At 43.0% G+C, this 17,951-nt stretch carries 17 protein-coding genes; 1 reads left to right on the plus strand and 16 read right to left on the minus strand.

Going from position 1 to position 17,951, the window contains the following annotated elements; all coding sequences use genetic code 11:
- Positions 1–119: 119 nt before the first annotated feature.
- The 16 genes from GYMC10_RS15965 to GYMC10_RS16045 all read right to left on the minus strand — a co-directional run bounded on the left by GYMC10_RS15965 (position 120) and on the right by GYMC10_RS16045 (position 15,578).
- Complete coding sequence (locus GYMC10_RS15965) at positions 120–1,106, minus strand: ABC transporter substrate-binding protein (RefSeq protein WP_015735455.1); 987 nt, start codon at positions 1,104–1,106, stop codon at positions 120–122.
- A 716-nt stretch (positions 1,107–1,822) separates the two neighbouring features.
- Entirely contained in the window at positions 1,823–2,995 is a 1,173-nt protein-coding gene (locus GYMC10_RS15970) for an MFS transporter (protein WP_015735456.1), read from the minus strand.
- A gap of 24 nt (positions 2,996–3,019) precedes the next feature.
- Positions 3,020–3,838, minus strand: coding sequence for a MerR family transcriptional regulator (locus GYMC10_RS15975; RefSeq protein ID WP_015735457.1), 819 nt, complete (start codon positions 3,836–3,838; stop codon positions 3,020–3,022).
- Positions 3,839–4,734: 896 nt separating this feature from the next.
- Positions 4,735–5,163: a protein-tyrosine phosphatase family protein gene (locus tag GYMC10_RS33310; protein WP_015735458.1), complete on the minus strand. Its 429-nt coding sequence runs from the start codon at positions 5,161–5,163 to the stop codon at positions 4,735–4,737.
- A 716-nt stretch (positions 5,164–5,879) separates the two neighbouring features.
- A complete protein-coding gene (locus tag GYMC10_RS15990; RefSeq protein WP_015735459.1) occupies positions 5,880–6,455 on the minus strand; it encodes a dihydrofolate reductase family protein in 576 nt (191 codons plus the stop codon).
- Positions 6,456–6,728: 273 nt separating this feature from the next.
- Positions 6,729–7,484, minus strand: a complete 756-nt coding sequence (locus GYMC10_RS15995; RefSeq protein ID WP_015735461.1) for a (S)-benzoin forming benzil reductase — start codon at positions 7,482–7,484, stop codon at positions 6,729–6,731.
- Between the two features lie 23 nt (positions 7,485–7,507).
- Positions 7,508–8,194, minus strand: coding sequence for a TetR/AcrR family transcriptional regulator (locus tag GYMC10_RS16000; RefSeq protein ID WP_015735462.1), 687 nt, complete (start codon positions 8,192–8,194; stop codon positions 7,508–7,510).
- A gap of 213 nt (positions 8,195–8,407) precedes the next feature.
- Positions 8,408–8,872, minus strand: coding sequence for a VOC family protein (locus GYMC10_RS16005; protein WP_015735463.1), 465 nt, complete (start codon positions 8,870–8,872; stop codon positions 8,408–8,410).
- 142 nt (positions 8,873–9,014) lie between these two features.
- Positions 9,015–9,689, minus strand: coding sequence for a Type 1 glutamine amidotransferase-like domain-containing protein (locus tag GYMC10_RS16010; protein ID WP_015735464.1), 675 nt, complete (start codon positions 9,687–9,689; stop codon positions 9,015–9,017).
- Between the two features lie 397 nt (positions 9,690–10,086).
- Positions 10,087–10,845, minus strand: a complete 759-nt coding sequence (locus GYMC10_RS16015) for an ABC transporter permease (RefSeq protein WP_015735465.1) — start codon at positions 10,843–10,845, stop codon at positions 10,087–10,089.
- Positions 10,842–11,591, minus strand: a complete 750-nt coding sequence (locus tag GYMC10_RS16020; RefSeq protein WP_015735466.1) for an ABC transporter permease — start codon at positions 11,589–11,591, stop codon at positions 10,842–10,844. The genes GYMC10_RS16015 and GYMC10_RS16020 overlap by 4 nt, the downstream gene beginning before the upstream one ends.
- Entirely contained in the window at positions 11,588–12,301 is a 714-nt protein-coding gene (locus tag GYMC10_RS16025; protein ID WP_015735467.1) for an ABC transporter ATP-binding protein, read from the minus strand. The genes GYMC10_RS16020 and GYMC10_RS16025 overlap by 4 nt, the downstream gene beginning before the upstream one ends.
- Positions 12,302–12,393: 92 nt before the next feature.
- Positions 12,394–13,404: a sensor histidine kinase gene (locus tag GYMC10_RS16030; RefSeq protein WP_015735468.1), complete on the minus strand. Its 1,011-nt coding sequence runs from the start codon at positions 13,402–13,404 to the stop codon at positions 12,394–12,396.
- A complete protein-coding gene (locus GYMC10_RS16035; protein ID WP_015735469.1) occupies positions 13,401–14,078 on the minus strand; it encodes a response regulator transcription factor in 678 nt (225 codons plus the stop codon). The genes GYMC10_RS16030 and GYMC10_RS16035 overlap by 4 nt, the downstream gene beginning before the upstream one ends.
- Before the next feature lie 413 nt (positions 14,079–14,491).
- Positions 14,492–15,154: a DUF998 domain-containing protein gene (locus GYMC10_RS16040; RefSeq protein ID WP_015735470.1), complete on the minus strand. Its 663-nt coding sequence runs from the start codon at positions 15,152–15,154 to the stop codon at positions 14,492–14,494.
- Positions 15,147–15,578, minus strand: a complete 432-nt coding sequence (locus GYMC10_RS16045; RefSeq protein ID WP_015735471.1) for a hypothetical protein — start codon at positions 15,576–15,578, stop codon at positions 15,147–15,149. Before GYMC10_RS16045 ends, GYMC10_RS16040 begins: the two co-directional genes overlap by 8 nt.
- A 1,716-nt stretch (positions 15,579–17,294) precedes the next feature.
- Here GYMC10_RS16045 and GYMC10_RS16050 point away from each other — a divergent pair.
- Complete coding sequence (locus GYMC10_RS16050) at positions 17,295–17,903, plus strand: TetR family transcriptional regulator C-terminal domain-containing protein (protein ID WP_015735474.1); 609 nt, start codon at positions 17,295–17,297, stop codon at positions 17,901–17,903.
- Positions 17,904–17,951: the final 48 nt, after the last annotated feature.

Genomic DNA, 17,951 nt, shown 5'->3' on the forward strand with positions numbered 1-17,951 from the left:
ATTCTCAATGAACATAGTGTAAATCAAAACGAGCCACCCATCAACCTTCGTTGAAAAGCGGCTCTTTCTCACTTATGGCGATGAGTCCTGCCAATGAACTTAATCACTCTTATGTCCTGCTAAGAAGCCAGCAATCGAAGTAAATCATCCATCTTCAATCCGTTGGCCGTAATGGCTCCCGTCTGCCAATACGATCTCTCTACGGGATATACATGGCCGTTCTTAAATGCAGGAACGGTTTGCCATAGCGGATCTGCCTTCATTTCCTCAAGCGCTTTCGCATTGCTCTCTTCCTCCCACGTTCCGTTGGACGGAAGCATAATAATATGGTCCGCGTCAAGCTCCGGAATGACCTCTTTCGACAAGACGATATTGCCCTCCGTCATCGCCTCGGCGAACCCCGGTGCCTTCAAACCAAGATCCTCATACAAGATTTGTCCGACAAACGTGTTATGAATGCCGAAAATATTAATCGATTTGTCTACAACGTTCATCCGCAGAACAACAAGCTTCTCATCGCCGATTGCCGCGTTCAGCTTCGCCTTTACGTCGACAATTCGGGCTTCGTAATCGGCAAGAACCTGCTCCGCCTTGTCGCTGAGACCAAGCAATTCGGCGATTAAGGTCAATGTTTTGCGCGAATCCGCAAGTACGTCGTCCGGCAAGCGGAACGTCGGCGCAACCTTGGAATAGAGCTCGTATTGTGCTGCATCAACCTCTCCGGCGCCGATGATCAAGTCCGGCTCCGACACAAGCATAGCTTCGATGCTGCCGGTCACGTCGAACAACGGCACGTCCAGCTTCAAATAATCCTGCTTGCCCCACATCGGGTTATAATATTGCACAATAGGAGTTACCCCAAGCGCAACCAAATAATCTTCACGATAAAGAGCTGAGATTCGCTTCGGATTTGTAGGAATCTCTACCTCTCCGAAACCATCGGTTACAACGCGCGTTTCCGTCTGAGGCGGAGCTTCACTTGGCGCTGCGGTTGCCTGTCCAGGCTGATCGGTAGTACCGCCTGTCGAGCCGCAGCCCGTCACCGTAATCATTGCTGCCGTTATAAGTGATATCCATCCTGTTTTCATAAATCCCGATCTTGCCATGATTTAATTCACTCCCATAAGTTTTATGTTTTGTAGCAAAACAATTCATTTATTATTAATAATGATAATCATTATCATTTTGCTTGAGTAGATTTTACACCAAATTGGATTACATGCTCAATATACATTCTCTACGACAGGCTTTATACAAACTCGTCACTACTCACCACGTTATTTAGATAACTATCGAATCGGTAATCGGACCATGTTCTTGTCCATTCCAGCAATCGGTACAAGTGGCTCTGGACATGAACTTGTACCGATAAAACAAAAAAGTCGCTGCAATAGCGACTTTTATGGGAGCATGTTTTTGTCCCTCGACATCAAACAATGAACTGGCTGGAGGCCGGTTCATAAATAAGAGCTACACATTTATCTTTCGACCATTCACCTTTCCCTTTTTCGGGTGCGGATCCCCCCTACCTCAACTAGCACCACCAGCCCCCCATTATACGAGCCCCAGCCTTCACCAACATAGTGCCGCAGCCTCAATTTGATTGGCCGCTTCTCCTATCAACACAGTACCTTGTCACGATCAGGCAGCAGCTTAACCACGGTACTTTATTATCTCGACCTCCCGCGATCAACAGCACTTTTGCTTTGCAGAAATATTGCACGTCGCCCACAGTTGCCACCCACCGAAATCGGTGCTTCACGCCGACGAAACTGCGCACCATCTCCTGGACTGACTCAATCGGAGTCCAGTCCATTTCTTATTAAGTAGCCATAGGAGTTTTAATCCTATTGTTCATTTTTTTAAATAACAAGATGGAAAGAAGTAAAGCTATGCTTACAGCGGCCAAACCCAGCCAATTTAAATAAAGGACAGATGTACGACTGATGACAACTCCGCCTAATCCAGATCCCAATGCAAAACCAAATTGGATGAACGAGGTATTTACGCTAAGGGCGATGTCTGGATTTCGAGGCGCTAGAGTAACCAGATATAATTGCTGGGCAGGGGAAATACTCCACGTTGCTAACATAAACATCAATAAATTCAGAATTAATACCAAGAGATGGACACCGGCTAGAGCGAATAAAAGAAGAGTCGCCCCTTGTAACAGGAGTCCGAGACATATGGTAAATTTCGATCCCTTTGCATCGGCCAATTGTCCACCCACTCTTGATCCGACAAAGCTGCAAACTCCCGCTAGGAATAAAACACCGCTAATTTGGGCTATGGAAAGAGAAGATGTAGCTTGCAAGAAAGGCGTAATATAAGTGAACAGTGAAGAATAGCCGCCGATATAAAATAAAGTAATAACCAAGGCGGTCAGAATGGATGAATTCCTTAGAATGGAGAGCTGCATTCTAAGGGTAACCTTTTCTTCTTCTTTGATTGCCGGAATCTTTTTATAGATGATAAGTAATGGAAAAACACTTAATAAACCGATTAATATAAATAGAATTCTCCAGCCAAACATCTCACTAAAAAATGTGCCCATGGGAACACCGAGCACTAGCGAGCTGCTAAGCCCCATCAAAATAATACCGATAGCATTGCCTCTTCTTTCTTTTTCAACGAGTCGTGTCGCTACTGCCATGGCCACTACGGTTGCGATTCCTCCGCTAGCTCCTTGTATAATTCGTACCCATAGTACTATTTCATATGAAAGATCTACCAACATAAATCCATTGCTGGCAATGAATACGCTTAGGGCGGCTATTAGTAGCTTCTTCCGATCTGCATTGATCGTCACTGCAATCAAAATCGGAGCGACAATGGCCGCAGCAAGAGCAAACACAGTCACCAGTAACCCAGTTTCGGAAGTTGATACTCCCAAGTCCACAGCCATCATCTCAATGATTCCTGTGATAATATATTCAATGGTTCCAATCAAAAAAACGGCTAGTGCCAAGACGTAGATGATCCCTTTATTTTTCAATTTATTCCAACCCACCTTCTTCAGTTATCTATTTAGTATTGGAATTTGTATTTCGATGAATTGTGCATCTCGTTCTGGAGATAACGATATATACAGTTCTCTACCCGCTTCGTTTTCTTTGATCTGATAGTTATTTTTCTCAATCCATTTCGCTATATGGGCACAGGCCGCAACATCAAATTTTGAATTTGAATGAAAAGCCATTGTAGCCATCATCGGTTCAGGAGGAAGAACCCGTAGTTGAAATGGCTCTAGAGATGATTGGAGCTCGCAGGTTAAGAAATAACCGACTTCAAACTCAAACTCATCCTCTTTTCCGTCTATGTTTTCCCATAAAACAACTTGAGGGCCTTGGATCAACTGGCGAATTTCCGTTGTTAATAACAGATCCAATTGATGAAATAACCCTGGAATGTCTTCTTCTCTTCCGTATGCTTTTTGAAAAAGAAATGTTTGTGCACCTTCGGCTTTGATTCGTATATCTTGGCCAGTTTCGAATTGCCCCTCTCTTTCTATAAGCTGCATACGCTCCTCAATCCTGACAAGTTTGGCTTGTTCCGAATCGATATTTTGCTGAATTTCGCATCTTTTCAGCTTAAACATGCCTTGAATATTCTCCAATGTAATATCTTCCTGGAGCAGCTGTGTGATTTGGGGCAATGTAAACCCCAATTCCTTATAAATTAAAATTCGATTGAGCTCAAGAAGCTGATCTGCTGAATAGTACCGGTAGCCCGTATCGTGATCTACCTTTCTCGGCTTAAGTATGCCAATCTGGTCGTAATAACGCAGTGTTTTTAAAGAGACCTTGCTTAGCCTGGAAAATGCACTGATTTTGAACAAAATATCATCTCCAATCTGTAACATAATGAGAGTATACAGTTTCCTGTGCAGGGGAAAGTCAAGCCCTTATAAGATATGCAACATGACATAAGAGTACGCTTTCCAGGAAACCGTACTCTCGAGCTCTATCCATATATATTCGACTTTAGTTTACTGGCCGAGAAGTGCAACAATCAAACTTACGGATTCGGCTCGGGTTGCACGAGCCTGGGAGCGAACAGCCCTTGTCCTCTTCCTTGAACCAGTTTCGCTTCAACTGCTGCGATCACGAATGGTCTTGCTCATGCAGAGATTTGATCTGCAGCGGTAAATTCGGCCCTCGCTTCCGATTCCAATCGAAGCTTTTTCCTCTGGCGGTCATAACGATCAGCTCCAGGCGGGTCAATTCATTTGCCGGCCATACATTTGGTTGGTATGTAACAAAAATATTCGATCAACTTTTTGAGGTTGCCCTGTTTTCAGGATGATGACATAATGTCGCAAAAAAAGCTGCCACAATGAAAATTTCTTGTTGTGGCAGGTTGTATTAAGTACTATAAATTAAAATAAATGATTTTGCTAAATTGTAGAACGCAATAGTAAGGATCGCTACTACCATAAGAAGAAGTGACCCTTTTATTATAGTACTGGTTTGATTTTTCTTTAGACCGTTTTTAATTTGTTTGAAACTAAACCAAATCGTAAAGACCGCTACAAATGAATAGAATATTATTCCTATAATAATATCTATCATCTATTTCCTCCTATTACTCATTGTGTTTTGACAACAAGAACTTGATTACATAAATATATAAAGCCGCATAATCAGCAGCTTCTAATGTCACTATGTTTTTGTCACCCGACAGTTGACCATTGTCCTTTACCTCACGGCGTTATCCTCACCTATAGGGCCCTTCCTATTTGAAACGAGAGACAAAGCGGCGTTGCCAAGGCGTCTCAACAGCTCGTGGACTGTATTGCTGCCGAATATAGTCGACAGCTTCATGATTTGGTAATCCATCAATCACAGCGAGACAGGCTAGTGCCGTACCTGTTCGTCCAATCCCGCCCCCACAGGCGATTTCAACCCGTTCAACTTCAGCCCGAGTCCATGCTTCGCGAAGCGCATCAGCGGCTGCAACCTTGTTTGTTGGCAGCCAGAAGTCCGGCCAAGGAATCCAGCGGCTTTCCCAAGTAACGGGCGCTGGTTGTCGTCCAAGCAGGTAGAGTGCAAAAGTGGGCTGAAGCCCTTGGGGAAGTGGACGTCTTAGTGCTCGGCCGCGGACGAGTCGACCTGAAGGAAGGCGCAGCACACCTGGCGATTCGGGGTTCCATGTATCATTCATAGTGTCACCCTCCTAAGGATTTAAGAACACGTACAACTAAACATTCCTTTGAAGCTTGACATTGCATTTTGACTTCGTCGCAGTGACGTACTCCATATAATTCACAGAGCCGTTAAAGTTCAAATAAGCTTCATAACGCATGCGGATTGCGGGTAAAGGGATCAAATCCAGAACATTTCCCTTTGGAACCCACCTGCATTCGTTAGATTCTTCAGTCGACTCAGCTAACTCTCTACCCACAGCTTTGCACACGAAATCAAACATGACCTTCGTAGGAACATCAGTTTCACCGTCATGCCACTATTGAATCGCTGTATATTTATTCCACGTGTTTCATGTACTTCCCTGCTTTCATAATGTATATGCTTGAAGTTACTCACCGAACGATTGGACTATCCTGCCCGTTAGTAATAACAGGGCGTCTGCCGCTGTCAATGTCGATGAAATCATATTGGGAATGTAACCATGTTCTTGTCATTATGTTTTGACAAGAACTAGATAACATAAATATAAAAAGCCGCATAGATTGCGACTTTCAAAGTCATCATGTTCTTTTCCCTCGACAGGTGTCTAAATAACAAGCCCGCTTCTTCCTATTCATCACGGCTGTGGCAATAGATATCGAAAAAGGTAGCCGGCTTTGGAGTCGGCTACCTTCAATGTCTTCATTGAGATATATCGTGTCCCGTTAGCGTAATCTAATTTTGGAGACAGAGTCATCGAACCGTCTGGTAAACGAGGCCTATGGCTCCAGAATCAAATGTCTTGTTTTCGATAAGTTTAAGATTGACCTTCTCCTTGAGACCTTGGAATAACGGCAACCCGCTGCCGATCAGGACGGGAGAAACCGTAATTTTATACTCATCTATTAAATCAAGCTGCATAAGGTAGTGTGCGAACCTAGGACTGCCGAGGATGACCATATCCTTGCCTGGCTGCTGTTTGAGGTTTTTGATCTCTTCCTCGACATCTTCTTTCACCAGTCTGGAATTGTTCCATTCGACTTTCTCCAGCGTCGTGGAAAAAATAATTTTGGCTGTCTTTTCGATCCACTCGGCATGATTAAGTTCATGCTGCGAAGCTGATGGGTTCGAGGGCACAGATGGCCAGTAACTGTGCATCATCTGATAAGTTCCACGTCCCCAAATGACAGTGTCGGCAGTACTCAGAATTTCTTTCGCGTGCTTCTCCAAATCAGCATCGTAAGAAACCCAGCCAATGTCCATTTCACCGTTCGGCCCTTCTACAAAACCGTCAAGCGATGCGTGCAAAAATAGAACAAGTTTTCTCATTTTCAGTTCTCCTTTGTTCATGAGGGATCTCTACATTAACTACATTATAGGACAACTCAGCTTGGGTTGTTTCTTACGGATTGCTAATCACAAATGGGTTCTCAGCTAGCTGTATAACTGACTCGCTGACGAATGATGGAACTGTATCAAAAGTAGTAGGAGATTAATTAAAGCATAAATTAGAAAAGGAGAAGCGCTGGAATGCCTCTCCTTCTTCTTCTATCAAATCACACCCATAAACGACCTGTCTCGCAGGTGTTCTTCCACTCGCGTTTATTGATCCATGGTTTCTATAACAACAGCCTTACCAAAATCTTCGCTTAGCAGAATCTCAATTAATTTGTGCGCAGTGTATTCAGGCGTTTGTAGCTTCCCTTCCTCAGAAAGTCGAATGAACTCATTAACATATGGGAAAAGATCATTACTTACGGATCGAATTTCCGATTGTAAATTGGTATCGATCATACCTGGATATACAGCGACTACTTTTGCTGGATATGTCACGAGCTTTTGCTCAATGTCTATGCTTTTGGTAAATGAGTCAAGGCCAGCTTTTGCAGTGCTGTAACAGCTTTGTGAGGGTAATAAATATTTTGCGGATGCTGAGGATATGTTTAGAATTCTTTTGTCCACATTCATATCTTGGGTACGTTTAAGATAGTTAGCTGTTATTATCATTGGTGCTAATAGATTTAAATGGATGTTCTCAATTATTTTATCCGTTTCTATCCGTTCAATTGGGCTCACAGGAGTCAACATGGCGGCATTATTGATAAGATAGATCGCTTTATCGTTGGAATTAAGCTCAATTTGACGGAAGATGTCCTCAAAAAGTTGATCAATCTCGCCAATGTTTGTTAAATCAAAATTAAAATAATCAATTCTGCAGTCCCTCTCCTGGGCTAGATCGATAATCCGTTGGTTCGTAGTTCTAGAAATGCATATAAGGTGATGGTTCTTATCGATTAATTGATTAGCCAACGATTCACCAATACCTCTTGATGTACCTGTAATCAATATATGTTTCAACCGGATCCCTCCTTATAAGTTAACTATGTATTTTCTCGAATGATAATTCTATTAACAGTTTCTTCCCAAATCATCTGATACTCCAAATCCATCTTCATCATCTTACATCTAGACAAATTATCAATAAGAAGGGCAAGAATTTTAGCACTGACTTCGATTTTTGTAGGTTCAACTAGACCCAGATCACTGCCTTTTGACATTAAATTACAGAAACCGTTGATAAAATCTTGTTGAACTTTCAATAAAGGAGCTCTAAATTGCTCATCACGCTCGGCTAGCATCGTGAACTCACTAAGCACTCTTAATGTTGAACGATACTCTTCATCATCGCTTGGCAGCATATTTAAACCGCCCCGAATTATCGTCTCTACAAAATTGTCTTTATTAACGGATTCAGCGTCAAAGTAAGCAGCAAAATAATGATCCCTAAAAATATAATCAAATGTTCGGCTAATCAACTCTTCCTTTGTTGCAAAATGGTAGTATATAGAGGATTTGGTTATGCCTACTTTTTTAGAAATCAAGCCCAAACTCGTTCTCTCTATCCCATGCTCTGCAAACAGCTCATATGCCGCTTGGACGATATGACTTGATGTAATCTCTCTTTTCTTGATAACCTTCAGGCTCCCTTCATCTGAATTAATGCCATTATAAGGATTATCATAATGTATTGTCAATAATTTAACGACCGATCGTTCAAAAATATTCAAATAAATCTATCTAATCGGTAACCGGCACAAGTACTTGTCCCCAGCCATGTACAATAAACTTATGCCGATATAATAAAAAAGCCGCTAAAATAGCGACTTCAATGGTCCATATTCTTGTCCCTCGACATTTAAAAAAAGACAACCGATCGCTCTAACCGGCTGCCTCCTCTTCTTTATTCAGCTCCCGTTAGCGAAATTGATCTGATTAATCGATTAAGGCTGCCAAACTTCCCATATGTTACCGTCAGGGTCAGCAAACGTTATGTTTGGTCCGCTTGTGACCCGTTCTCCTAAAATATTCACTCCGTTTTTCTTAAAACGTTCTAATAGCTCTTCGATCCGTGGTGTAATAAAACATGCTATTGCGTGGGGCTTGCCGTTGTCCAATGACCATGAAAAGCGTAATCGCCCGCCCGCTTCGTCTGATTTGTGAAGGAACAGAGCGGGTACAACTTGCCTTAAACCAGGTGAAGGCAGATTTCCATTCCGATTGGGAATATTCAAAACAGCCATGACCATCCCAGGCTCAACACGATCGTTGTTTGCAGGTTGGTACCCTAAATTCTTTTGATACCATTTAATAGACTCGTAAACATCACTTACTGGTACGTAAATACAAGTAACTCCCGTAATGTCTTCCAGCCCTTCTTCCATTTTGAATTCCTCATTTGCCTGCATAGCTTATCATCCCTTTGTTCATTCTTTTTCTAGCTTTTTATCAAAACAAGGTTAAATGCGATGTTTTCCCCTGGTGTAGCTTGGAGAAATACTAGAGGACAATGAGGAAATCTTTTCTCCATTGTGCTCTTCTCCATTCTTCCTATAGGAGGTGCGAAAAACGTTTCCAATTCCCTTCGGAGACAACTTCAACCGTTCCGTCGATCACTTTGATGGCGGTCTGATCATCGATCGCATACGCTGGCCCTTGCATCCCGGCAGCCCATCTCTCTGCATCAGCCATGGTGTTTCTCGGCAGCATTTCGTGATCCAGATGCGGAAATATTGCAAAATCAACCAGACTCAGCGCTTCATCGCCGCCAGTGGGTGGGGTCCAGCCAACGAAAAATTCCCCGATGTTAGGTGCCATCACCATACTCCCGGCACTCAGTCCCACATAAACTGCCTGCAGAGACGGTAAGAGGTCTGCCAGTCCGGACTGCCGCATCCAGTGGCACAGGTAGAGGGCGTCGCCGCCCGCAACCAGCAGGACGTCCGTCTCCCTTACTAGCGGCACCCAGCGGTCTTTGTCGATGCTTGGCAGCGCTGTGAGCTCCAGCACGCCGACGGACTTCCAGCCTAGGTCGACCATGGGATTCTCGGAATTCCCGCTAATGAATTGCCAGGCTTTGACGCCGGGGCCTACCCAGGGGTGTCCGTACATCGCGGTGGGAATACACAGGGCATTGCAGTCGGCGATCGGCTTGCCCAGCATGTCAACTAGCGCATTGTGTATGCTTTTGTTATTAATGCCGGCAGATGTGAGCAATAATTTCATAACTTCACTCCTTTGTTTGCGTTAGTCGTTTATTCTTTAGACTTTAGGGGGCGACATTAACTACAATATAGTACATTTCTGTGCGGATTGTTTCTTACAGATTGCTAATCTAATCTGCCCGTTAGTTCAATATAAGGGCGTTTGTCGCCGTCGATCAAATCATATCGGGAATGTTATCAAGTTCTTGTCATTGTGTTTTAACAAGAACATGTCCCGATAAAACAAAAAAGCCGCTAAATTAGCGACTTTCTATGGGTCTAGGTTCTTGTCCATCTATAACTTTCAATGAGACTTTGTTTTTGTACTCCGTCACATCTATCATATAGACCATCGTACTTTTTCAGAAATTTTTTAAAAAATCACTAGCGTTATATTTTTGAATGGATGAAACTTACACTCAAGCATCTCGTTTACGGTAAAATACAATAGCTGCCGTAATAAAAATAAGTGTCCATATCATTGAAATCCCTGTCCCTTGCATTGGTGAAAGGACATTTATTTCATCAGAGGAAGGCGGCATATACATATAATATCCTGCCGTATCCGGAAAATACATTTTAATACTAGGCAGAAAATCTCTCGATAATGGACTGACAACGAAATAATAACCAAGCAGTACCACTAAAGCAGGGGTGGTTCGTCTTAATAAAGCACCTATAGCTGCACTGAGAAGTGTGGTTAATGTCAGATAGCCTGTTGCACCTGCTAATGCTTCTACCATGGTATCTATATCAATCACTGCTGCTGTGTCTTTCATCATCATATAAGTATAGAGTACACCGGATGCAGCGATAATAAAGGCCGCGGGAACGGTTATGATTGCCAATGCCAAATGCTTCATGGATAATTGAATCCCACGACAAGGTATCGCAGCTAACGTAGTTCGAATCTGTCCACCGATATACTCTGAACAAGTAGCTAGGATCCCAAGAATAATGAATCCTGCTTGAAGATAACCCATCGAAGCAAACCCTATATTCAGTATTTTTTGCGTCCCTATTGCCCCTTGTAAACCAATAGAAGTAAAAGCTGCGGCTAATCCTAAATTAAGAATGAATGTACCCATAAGAGTGAGCCATATCAATGGTAATGTAGCTAATTTATCCAGTTCAGCACGAAGGATTTGTGTTATCTTTCTAATAGAAGGAACACTCATGCAGCAACGTCCCTCCTATGGAATACAATAGCTGCAGCAATGAAAAGAACGACTACCCAGGCAGACATGACTATTCCGCCTGTGAACGGGGTGAGAAATCTGTCGCTCAGAAACATAAACATTTCAAGGCCAGCCCGATCCGGTAGGTATAACGCTAACTTTGTAACTTTAGAAAGCAGGAAACTAAATGAAACAACGGATGTATTTATGATGAGCACAGCAAGCGGAATCGTGCCATTCTTAGTTAGTACAGTAATCCCGAATGCTAATAGAGCAGTGAATGTCCAGTAACAAACTGCACCGAGCAGCTTCGACCATTCTAATACAGGGGAATACTCACCAAGAACAAGATGCGTGGCTGACACAGTTGTCATTATAGCAACAATACAAAGCAGTATACTGATTACTGTCACAGCGCCTGCTTTTGCCAGCAAAAATTGAAGCCTTGATGAAACAACCGTTAAACTTGTTGTAATCTGTTGTCCTCCGCCAGATTCACTGCTCTCTGTCAAATACTCGCTGCTGACAGCAAGCACACCAACGATGATGACACCTTGTACACCAAGGGCTAATCCAATATAGCCAACTTCCAAAAGCCGTGTGCTAACTCCAGCTATAATCTCCTCTTTTTGAGCTATACTGTCTAAGGCGGCTATGACCGCAGGAGAAAATGCTCCAACAAGAATGGCAAGCCAAATGCCCGGCAGGGAGAACAATTTAGATAGTTCCGCGTTGAATGCTCTCATACAACACCACCTGCATGATCAGATGTCCGGGCAAAAAAAGCTTTCTCCAGCGTGGAATGGTTACCTATTACTTCATCCAACGTTCCATCTGCAACGATTGTTCCTTGCTTAATAATAACCACATCATCAACTGTCTCTGCAAGCTCTCCTATTAGATGACTGGATAGTAACACCGTGTTGCCAGACTCAGCCCGTTTACGCAAAAATGTCCGGATCCAACGAATTCCTTCCGGGTCGAGCCCATTTACGGGTTCATCTAGAACCAATATTGGGGGATCACCCAGCAGTGCAGCGGCCATTCCAAGTCTTCTCCCCATACCAAGCGAATATTTTCCCACTCTTTTATCAGCTGCATTAGTAAGACCTACGATTTCCAAAACTTCCTCGACACGTGAGTTAGACAATCCTGCGGCACGAGCAATCCAGCGTAAATGGGCCCGTCCTGTTCGGCTGCGGTGAGCTCCAGATCCATCCAATGCGGCACCTACTGTTGCTAGAGGATTATCTAACTCTGAGAATGGCTTGCCATTTATGAGTGCACTCCCTGATGTGGCGCGATCTAATCCAAGCAGGATGCGAAGCGTTGAGCTTTTACCTGCCCCGTTTGGACCTAAAAAACCAGTTACTCTACCGGGTCTAGCTTTAAAACTGATACCCGATAAGATTTCTTGAGATCCGCGATGTTTGACTAAGTTATTAATTTCAAGCAACCATAACACTCCCTTTCTGTTATGGTTCCAATTATAAAGTAGCAAAGTTACATCACGGTTATCATGGTGTTTACTTCCGGGTTACCTTTGGGTTACGCTCTACCAATAACTACACTTGTGCCATTTTCATTTGAGGTAAAGTCAGCTCTCAGCTTCATTTTTTTCAACATATAATTTGAAGTCGATAAACCAATCCCTGCCCCAAGCTCATAGGAAGAGTTATCCAAACCTGGACCTCTGTCTGCAATAATGATCTGTTCTTTTTCTACATCAACCACAATGTTTGCATATTTCCCTTCTGCTGCATGGCGAAGAATATTCTGAAATAAATTATCCAAAACCCGTGTCATCCAATTAGGATCTGCTTCCCAATAAAAAGTCTCCTCTCCCGGTAAATCAACATCAAGCTGAATTTCTTTTTCTTCAAATACAGGATACCATGCAGCAACAGATGCTCTTACTAGACGTCCAATATCTGTTGAAACGGGCACAAAAGGATGTTTTCCCGAGGTAAGCAATGTATAGGACAGTAAATCATCCATTAGATCTCCGACTCTTGTAATCGTATGGTTGATCTCCGTTAACGAGTTTTGTCCTTCTTGACTCATGGGTTCTTTATTTAAACGGGTGACATGTCCTCTCAAAATGGTAAGCGGTGTTCGTAAGTCGTGAGATAAATTCGCAATGAGTCGATGTCGTAATAACTCCTCTTCATATTCTCGTTTGCGACTGTCTTCAAGCTGCTGAATCATCCAATTAAAAGAACTTCCTAACTGGTCTATCTCATCCATACGATCATTTTGAACAGATATGGTTTTAGGAAACGAGTTGTTTTTAGCTGAAAATGACATGACTTCTTGTAAGCGGGCAAGACGTCTTTGAAGTTTCAAGAAGAAGCGCCAAGATAAGATCACAAATGCGACAATAATAAAACCAAACACTAGTACGGTAACGTAAAACAGATTTAACGTATTTACATTTTTATCATGGATATCTGAAACCCCAAAAAACGCACTGATGAAAATAATCGTAATGGGAGGAAAAAAGATAAATAGAAAATGTACTTTTAGAAAACGACGAAATAATGATTTGTTTTGCTTCATAATTTCACCCGATAGCCTATACCCTTCAACGTTTCAATAATCTCCGGGGAATCGGGATGACGTTCCAGCTTTTGACGCAGTCGGTGGATATGCACCATCAGTGTTTTATCGCCTGTTATATAAGCTTCTTCCCAAATAGCTTCATAAATTTGTTCTTTTGTTAAAACTTGATTAGGGTGGCGTATGAAGTACATTAAGATTTGATGCTGTTTCCCTGTTAATATAATTTCTTCTCCTGTGTATTTGTCAAATATCATTTGACCTTCCGGATCTACTTCAATCTGATTTCCTAATGAAATGCGATCGGATGTTGATCCACCACTACGACGGATTAATACTTCTATTCTTGCGACTAATTCATCTGTATGGAATGGTTTCGTTAAGTAGTCATCAGCAAATTGCAAACCATCTACTTTATCATCTATCGATGTTCGAGCAGTTAACAGCAAAATAGGAACAGCAGAAGCTGTCTTCTTTAATCGTCTTCCCACAGTAAATCCGTCTAAACCGGGTAACATGATATCCAAAATAACAATGTCTTGCTGATTGACTTCTTTTTCGGCTCCTTCACCAGTTAGCAGCCACTGAACTGAATACCCTCGCTGTTCCAATTCTTCCTTTACCCAACTGCCTATTTTCTCGTTATCTTCAATATATAATACGTTTCTTTTCAAGTAACATCCCTCTTTTTAAATGGAGTCCACTACAGATTAACACACTATTAAAAAAAGTTTCCAGTTAAGACAATTTTATCGTTCGCTAATAGAGTTTTATAAAAAAGAGGTCCGTCTAACGGATTGGCACTTTTCTGCTCATGACATTAGATTTAATACGAACAATAGAAAATCCCCAAAAACCCTTGATATAGCTAGGATTTCGGGGATTTGCGTTCCGAATGAATTATTCAAGTATTATGAGAGCCTCCGCCTAACCTCTTCCGATCCACAATGACGGCCATGGTTAATATCCTTCTTCCCGCATGTGTACTTGAACCGAAAAACCCTTTTTCAGACGCAAACCGGCAGCAAGTTCAATGCAGCCGGTTTACGAACATGTATTTTTTCTTTTGCGTTTACCTCGATTACACTTATTTAGAAGCTCCGAGCTTGGCTCCATGAACCCCTACAACAATCAGCCACGTAATCTCCGCCAAGATTAAGAATCGTCCGAACATACCGGCCAAAACCTCTGGTCCGAATTGCCCGTCTTGCGGAATTTGAAGAACGAATACCAGCATCGCGACGATTGCAATCATCGCGATTGTGAGCATCACTCGCTTCATGGGACGCCAAACATCAAGTCGACATAACGAAAGACTGATCAATAATGCGGCTAACGGCGTATAGTCCAGCATCGCACCGATAGAGTGCATGCTGCCGCTAAACGTCGCATCATCCGGACTAGCGGAGATAGGATCGGTCACGAAGATACCTGCGATTATTACGCCTATTGCACTGATTCCAAGAATAACAAGTCCAATGTATCCCGTAACCGTACGAATATGCGGGAATATCGTAATTGCTACGCTGATTTGAGCAAGAGCCAGCAATCCAAAAGCCAGGTGCATCATCCAACCGAAGTCGCCAAGAGCATATTCGCTGATAAAACGCCATGTTGGATCAAATTCGGGCTGCAGCAGATGCAGGCTGCATAGGAGAAGCACGAACAATGCTCCTGAGAAAATTGACACTAGCGCGAATATGGAGGCTGTCACCGTTAAAGGTTTTGCCATGACCAACTGCTTAACCAATCCCAATCCCTCCTATTGGCGAGACTCTCGTCATCGTCGTTTCATAGCCTCCTCCGCCAGGATAATGCCATGCCCCCGAATGGGTATCTCCGTCAGAGCGGAATGCCCCTTTATAATAGGAAGGCGATCCTTTGTCTCCAGCCCATATGACGAGCGTATCTCCTTCCAATTCATACACATAATCGAAGGTATTGCCTAACGTATCGTAATATCGGGACCGAATATCCGGACTCTTGCTTTCGCCGAAGGGTTTTAAATGCCCAATCATCTCGATCCCTTTCACTTCTTGACCATTTTGGGAAAGATGGACGCGTTGTATCAAAAAGTGCCCGCCTTCCATCCACTCATAGGTTACCGTTCCTTCTGCTCCGCCGCTGATTTGCCAAGTACCTACTAGTCGGTCCAACGTTATAAGATTCGTCATTCTCCCATTCTCCTTATCGTTCGGAATTTGCTACAGCTTTTGCTACTATATCAGGAGCCATGATACCATTCGCATCGGTGAATCCTATCAATACAGGTCCATCGCTTCAGCGTCGTTACACTTGATAGTGAGTTCTCTGCGATCGCGGTTTTTACGAATGATTGTTTTTCTGTTCTTTTGTAGTCATCCTTTTTAGGTAGCTTTCAAGGGAATCCAGTCTTTGATTCCAGACTTCGCGATAATTCAGCATGTAGTTCGCGATAAAACTGTTGATACCTGTCATAAATCCTCCTTCTTCTTGTATTCCAGCATATACTCCTTGAAGTTATCATGCGGCTGCCTAATGCCTAATGCCTAGCGCTTGGCGATTACCCCTACCAATTCGGGTCCATTCCTTGGTAACACAACATGTTGAATCGATGGGGTCCGGCAAAAGTAAATAATGCGTTAACTGCATGTTTGGTGATCTACTGAACAAAATATACACTATGGCGTATATACACGTCAATATATATTAAAACATATTAACTCGAATTAAAATCAGTAACACGAAAGGAACAGCCCCGCAGAGGTTTAAGCTTTACGAGGCTGTTGAGGATCAAGATTATCAAGAACTACCCGATTGATTGCTTAATCAATAGCTGTAAACTCTAGTTAAATAATTATTTAATCGAAAAAATCGACTTCCTTGGGGCCATGTTCTTGTCCCTTGACAAGAAAGCTTTTAATGTTTAAAGCCTCTGGCGGTTATCCAGCTTGCTTAATATCTGATTGATTTGATACTGGTCAATCAAAATCAGAACGACACCGAGAGGATTATTTAAAGCATCCACTGGAAACGAATGTAGATAATAGAGTACTTGATGTTGTTTCTTATCAGCCAGTTTCACTTGACTGCCGGTCAAGAATGTCGACTGATGAAACTATTTCCAGAGCATACGTTGAAATTGTTGTTTGTCTAGGGATGCATTGTCCCTGAACAAGCTCTTACAAAACCATTCTATGTCCGGAAATGCCGTATCTGATGAGATAATCACGAAAAAACCGCACTACGGTGCGGTTTACAGACGTTTCGCACTCAAGGAGCCGCTATAATAAACGCGGCATTTTATCTAACTTGTCGATAATTGTCATTGGCGCTACGTAAGTTCTTGTCCGCTGTTCGGGATAAGAACTTGTACCGATAAAACAAAAAAGCCGCTAAATTAGCGACTTCCTTGGGGCCATGTTCTTGTCCCTTGACATTGCCGAGGCATGTAATACCCAATGGAGCTAAGCTCCTTCCCTATATGAGTATGAATTCTGCCTGTAACATGCAAGTATGACGAGTGCCATCCTTTTCAGGATGGCCCCTTCTGTCCTGCAACCTAATCTCTGCCGGTCAACAGTCGTCTTCCTAACTGCAATCGTGCTTCAAGCTCGATCCTGTTTTTGCAATCTTCGCAGCAATGCATTCCATTGAAATTTCGTTTCACACGGTCGTAAGCTTGAGTCCCCTCAATGACATAAAACTCTCTTCTGCAATGATAACAGGTGGTACGAAAACGAAAAAATCCATCGATTTGCTCTAGCATTGCTTCCCTCCCGTCAATCACAACAAAGTCCAATACTATTGACGTTTTATTTGCGACGCGATATAACTAAATAAACTCTAAATAACACAGTGTGTTATTTATTTTAATTCATTGTGCTAAATAAAACAAGGGGGCGTTAGCCTTGCCGAAAGTCGTGGATCACGAACAAAAAAGAAAACTGATCGCCGAATCAGCATGGAATATTATTAAAGAAAAAGGGATCGAACACGCGTCAATCCGTGCCATTGCAGCTGCGGCAGGGTTATCACCCGGCGCATTGCGGCATTATTTTTCAACACAGGACGAGCTGTTGCTATTTATCGTGGATTATTATTTGACAAGAGGAGTTGCCAGAGCAGAAGAGCGCCTCGAAATAAGCCCTATTCCGATGAAGGCTGCGAGGGAAATTCTGTTACAACTGCTCCCTTTGGATGCAGAAAAACGAACTGCCGGCGGCGTCTGGTGGGTCTTCGCCATCCGCTCCCTCGCGAGTCTGGCATTACAAGCTAAAAAAGACGAGCTCACGGACGGACTCCACTACCTGACTAAAGCCGTCCTCGAAATCCTAGCTGAGGCGAAGCTTCTCCTCCCTTCGGTAGACATTCAACTTGAAACATTAAGATTGGCCGCGATTGTCGAAGGCTTGACGATACTCGCTTTGCTCCGCCCGGAGCTCTACACGCCGGAGACAATTGAGCAGATCGTCAGCCGACATCTTCAGGAGCTGTGCTCGCAAGCTATGGATGAATGAGTATGTAGACGATTCCCGAAAAGACTTGCTGTTACTTATGGTACGTTT

This window comes from Paenibacillus sp. Y412MC10 (assembly GCF_000024685.1).
GTDB classification, from domain to species: domain Bacteria; phylum Bacillota; class Bacilli; order Paenibacillales; family Paenibacillaceae; genus Paenibacillus_AQ; species Paenibacillus_AQ lautus_A.

What these genes read in the sequence shown, in the direction of transcription:
- GYMC10_RS15965 (WP_015735455.1), bottom strand. Translation starts at nt 1,106, where the DNA reads ATGGCAAGATCGGGATTTATGAAAACAGGATGGATATCACTTATAACG.
- GYMC10_RS33310 (WP_015735458.1), bottom strand. Translation starts at nt 5,163, where the DNA reads ATGAATGATACATGGAACCCCGAATCGCCAGGTGTGCTGCGCCTTCCT.
- GYMC10_RS15990 (WP_015735459.1), bottom strand. Translation starts at nt 6,455, where the DNA reads ATGAGAAAACTTGTTCTATTTTTGCACGCATCGCTTGACGGTTTTGTA.
- GYMC10_RS16005 (WP_015735463.1), bottom strand. Translation starts at nt 8,872, where the DNA reads ATGCAGGCAAATGAGGAATTCAAAATGGAAGAAGGGCTGGAAGACATT.
- GYMC10_RS16010 (WP_015735464.1), bottom strand. Translation starts at nt 9,689, where the DNA reads ATGAAATTATTGCTCACATCTGCCGGCATTAATAACAAAAGCATACAC.
- GYMC10_RS16015 (WP_015735465.1), bottom strand. Translation starts at nt 10,845, where the DNA reads ATGAGTGTTCCTTCTATTAGAAAGATAACACAAATCCTTCGTGCTGAA.
- GYMC10_RS16020 (WP_015735466.1), bottom strand. Translation starts at nt 11,591, where the DNA reads ATGAGAGCATTCAACGCGGAACTATCTAAATTGTTCTCCCTGCCGGGC.
- GYMC10_RS16030 (WP_015735468.1), bottom strand. Translation starts at nt 13,404, where the DNA reads ATGAAGCAAAACAAATCATTATTTCGTCGTTTTCTAAAAGTACATTTT.
- GYMC10_RS16045 (WP_015735471.1), bottom strand. Translation starts at nt 15,578, where the DNA reads ATGACGAATCTTATAACGTTGGACCGACTAGTAGGTACTTGGCAAATC.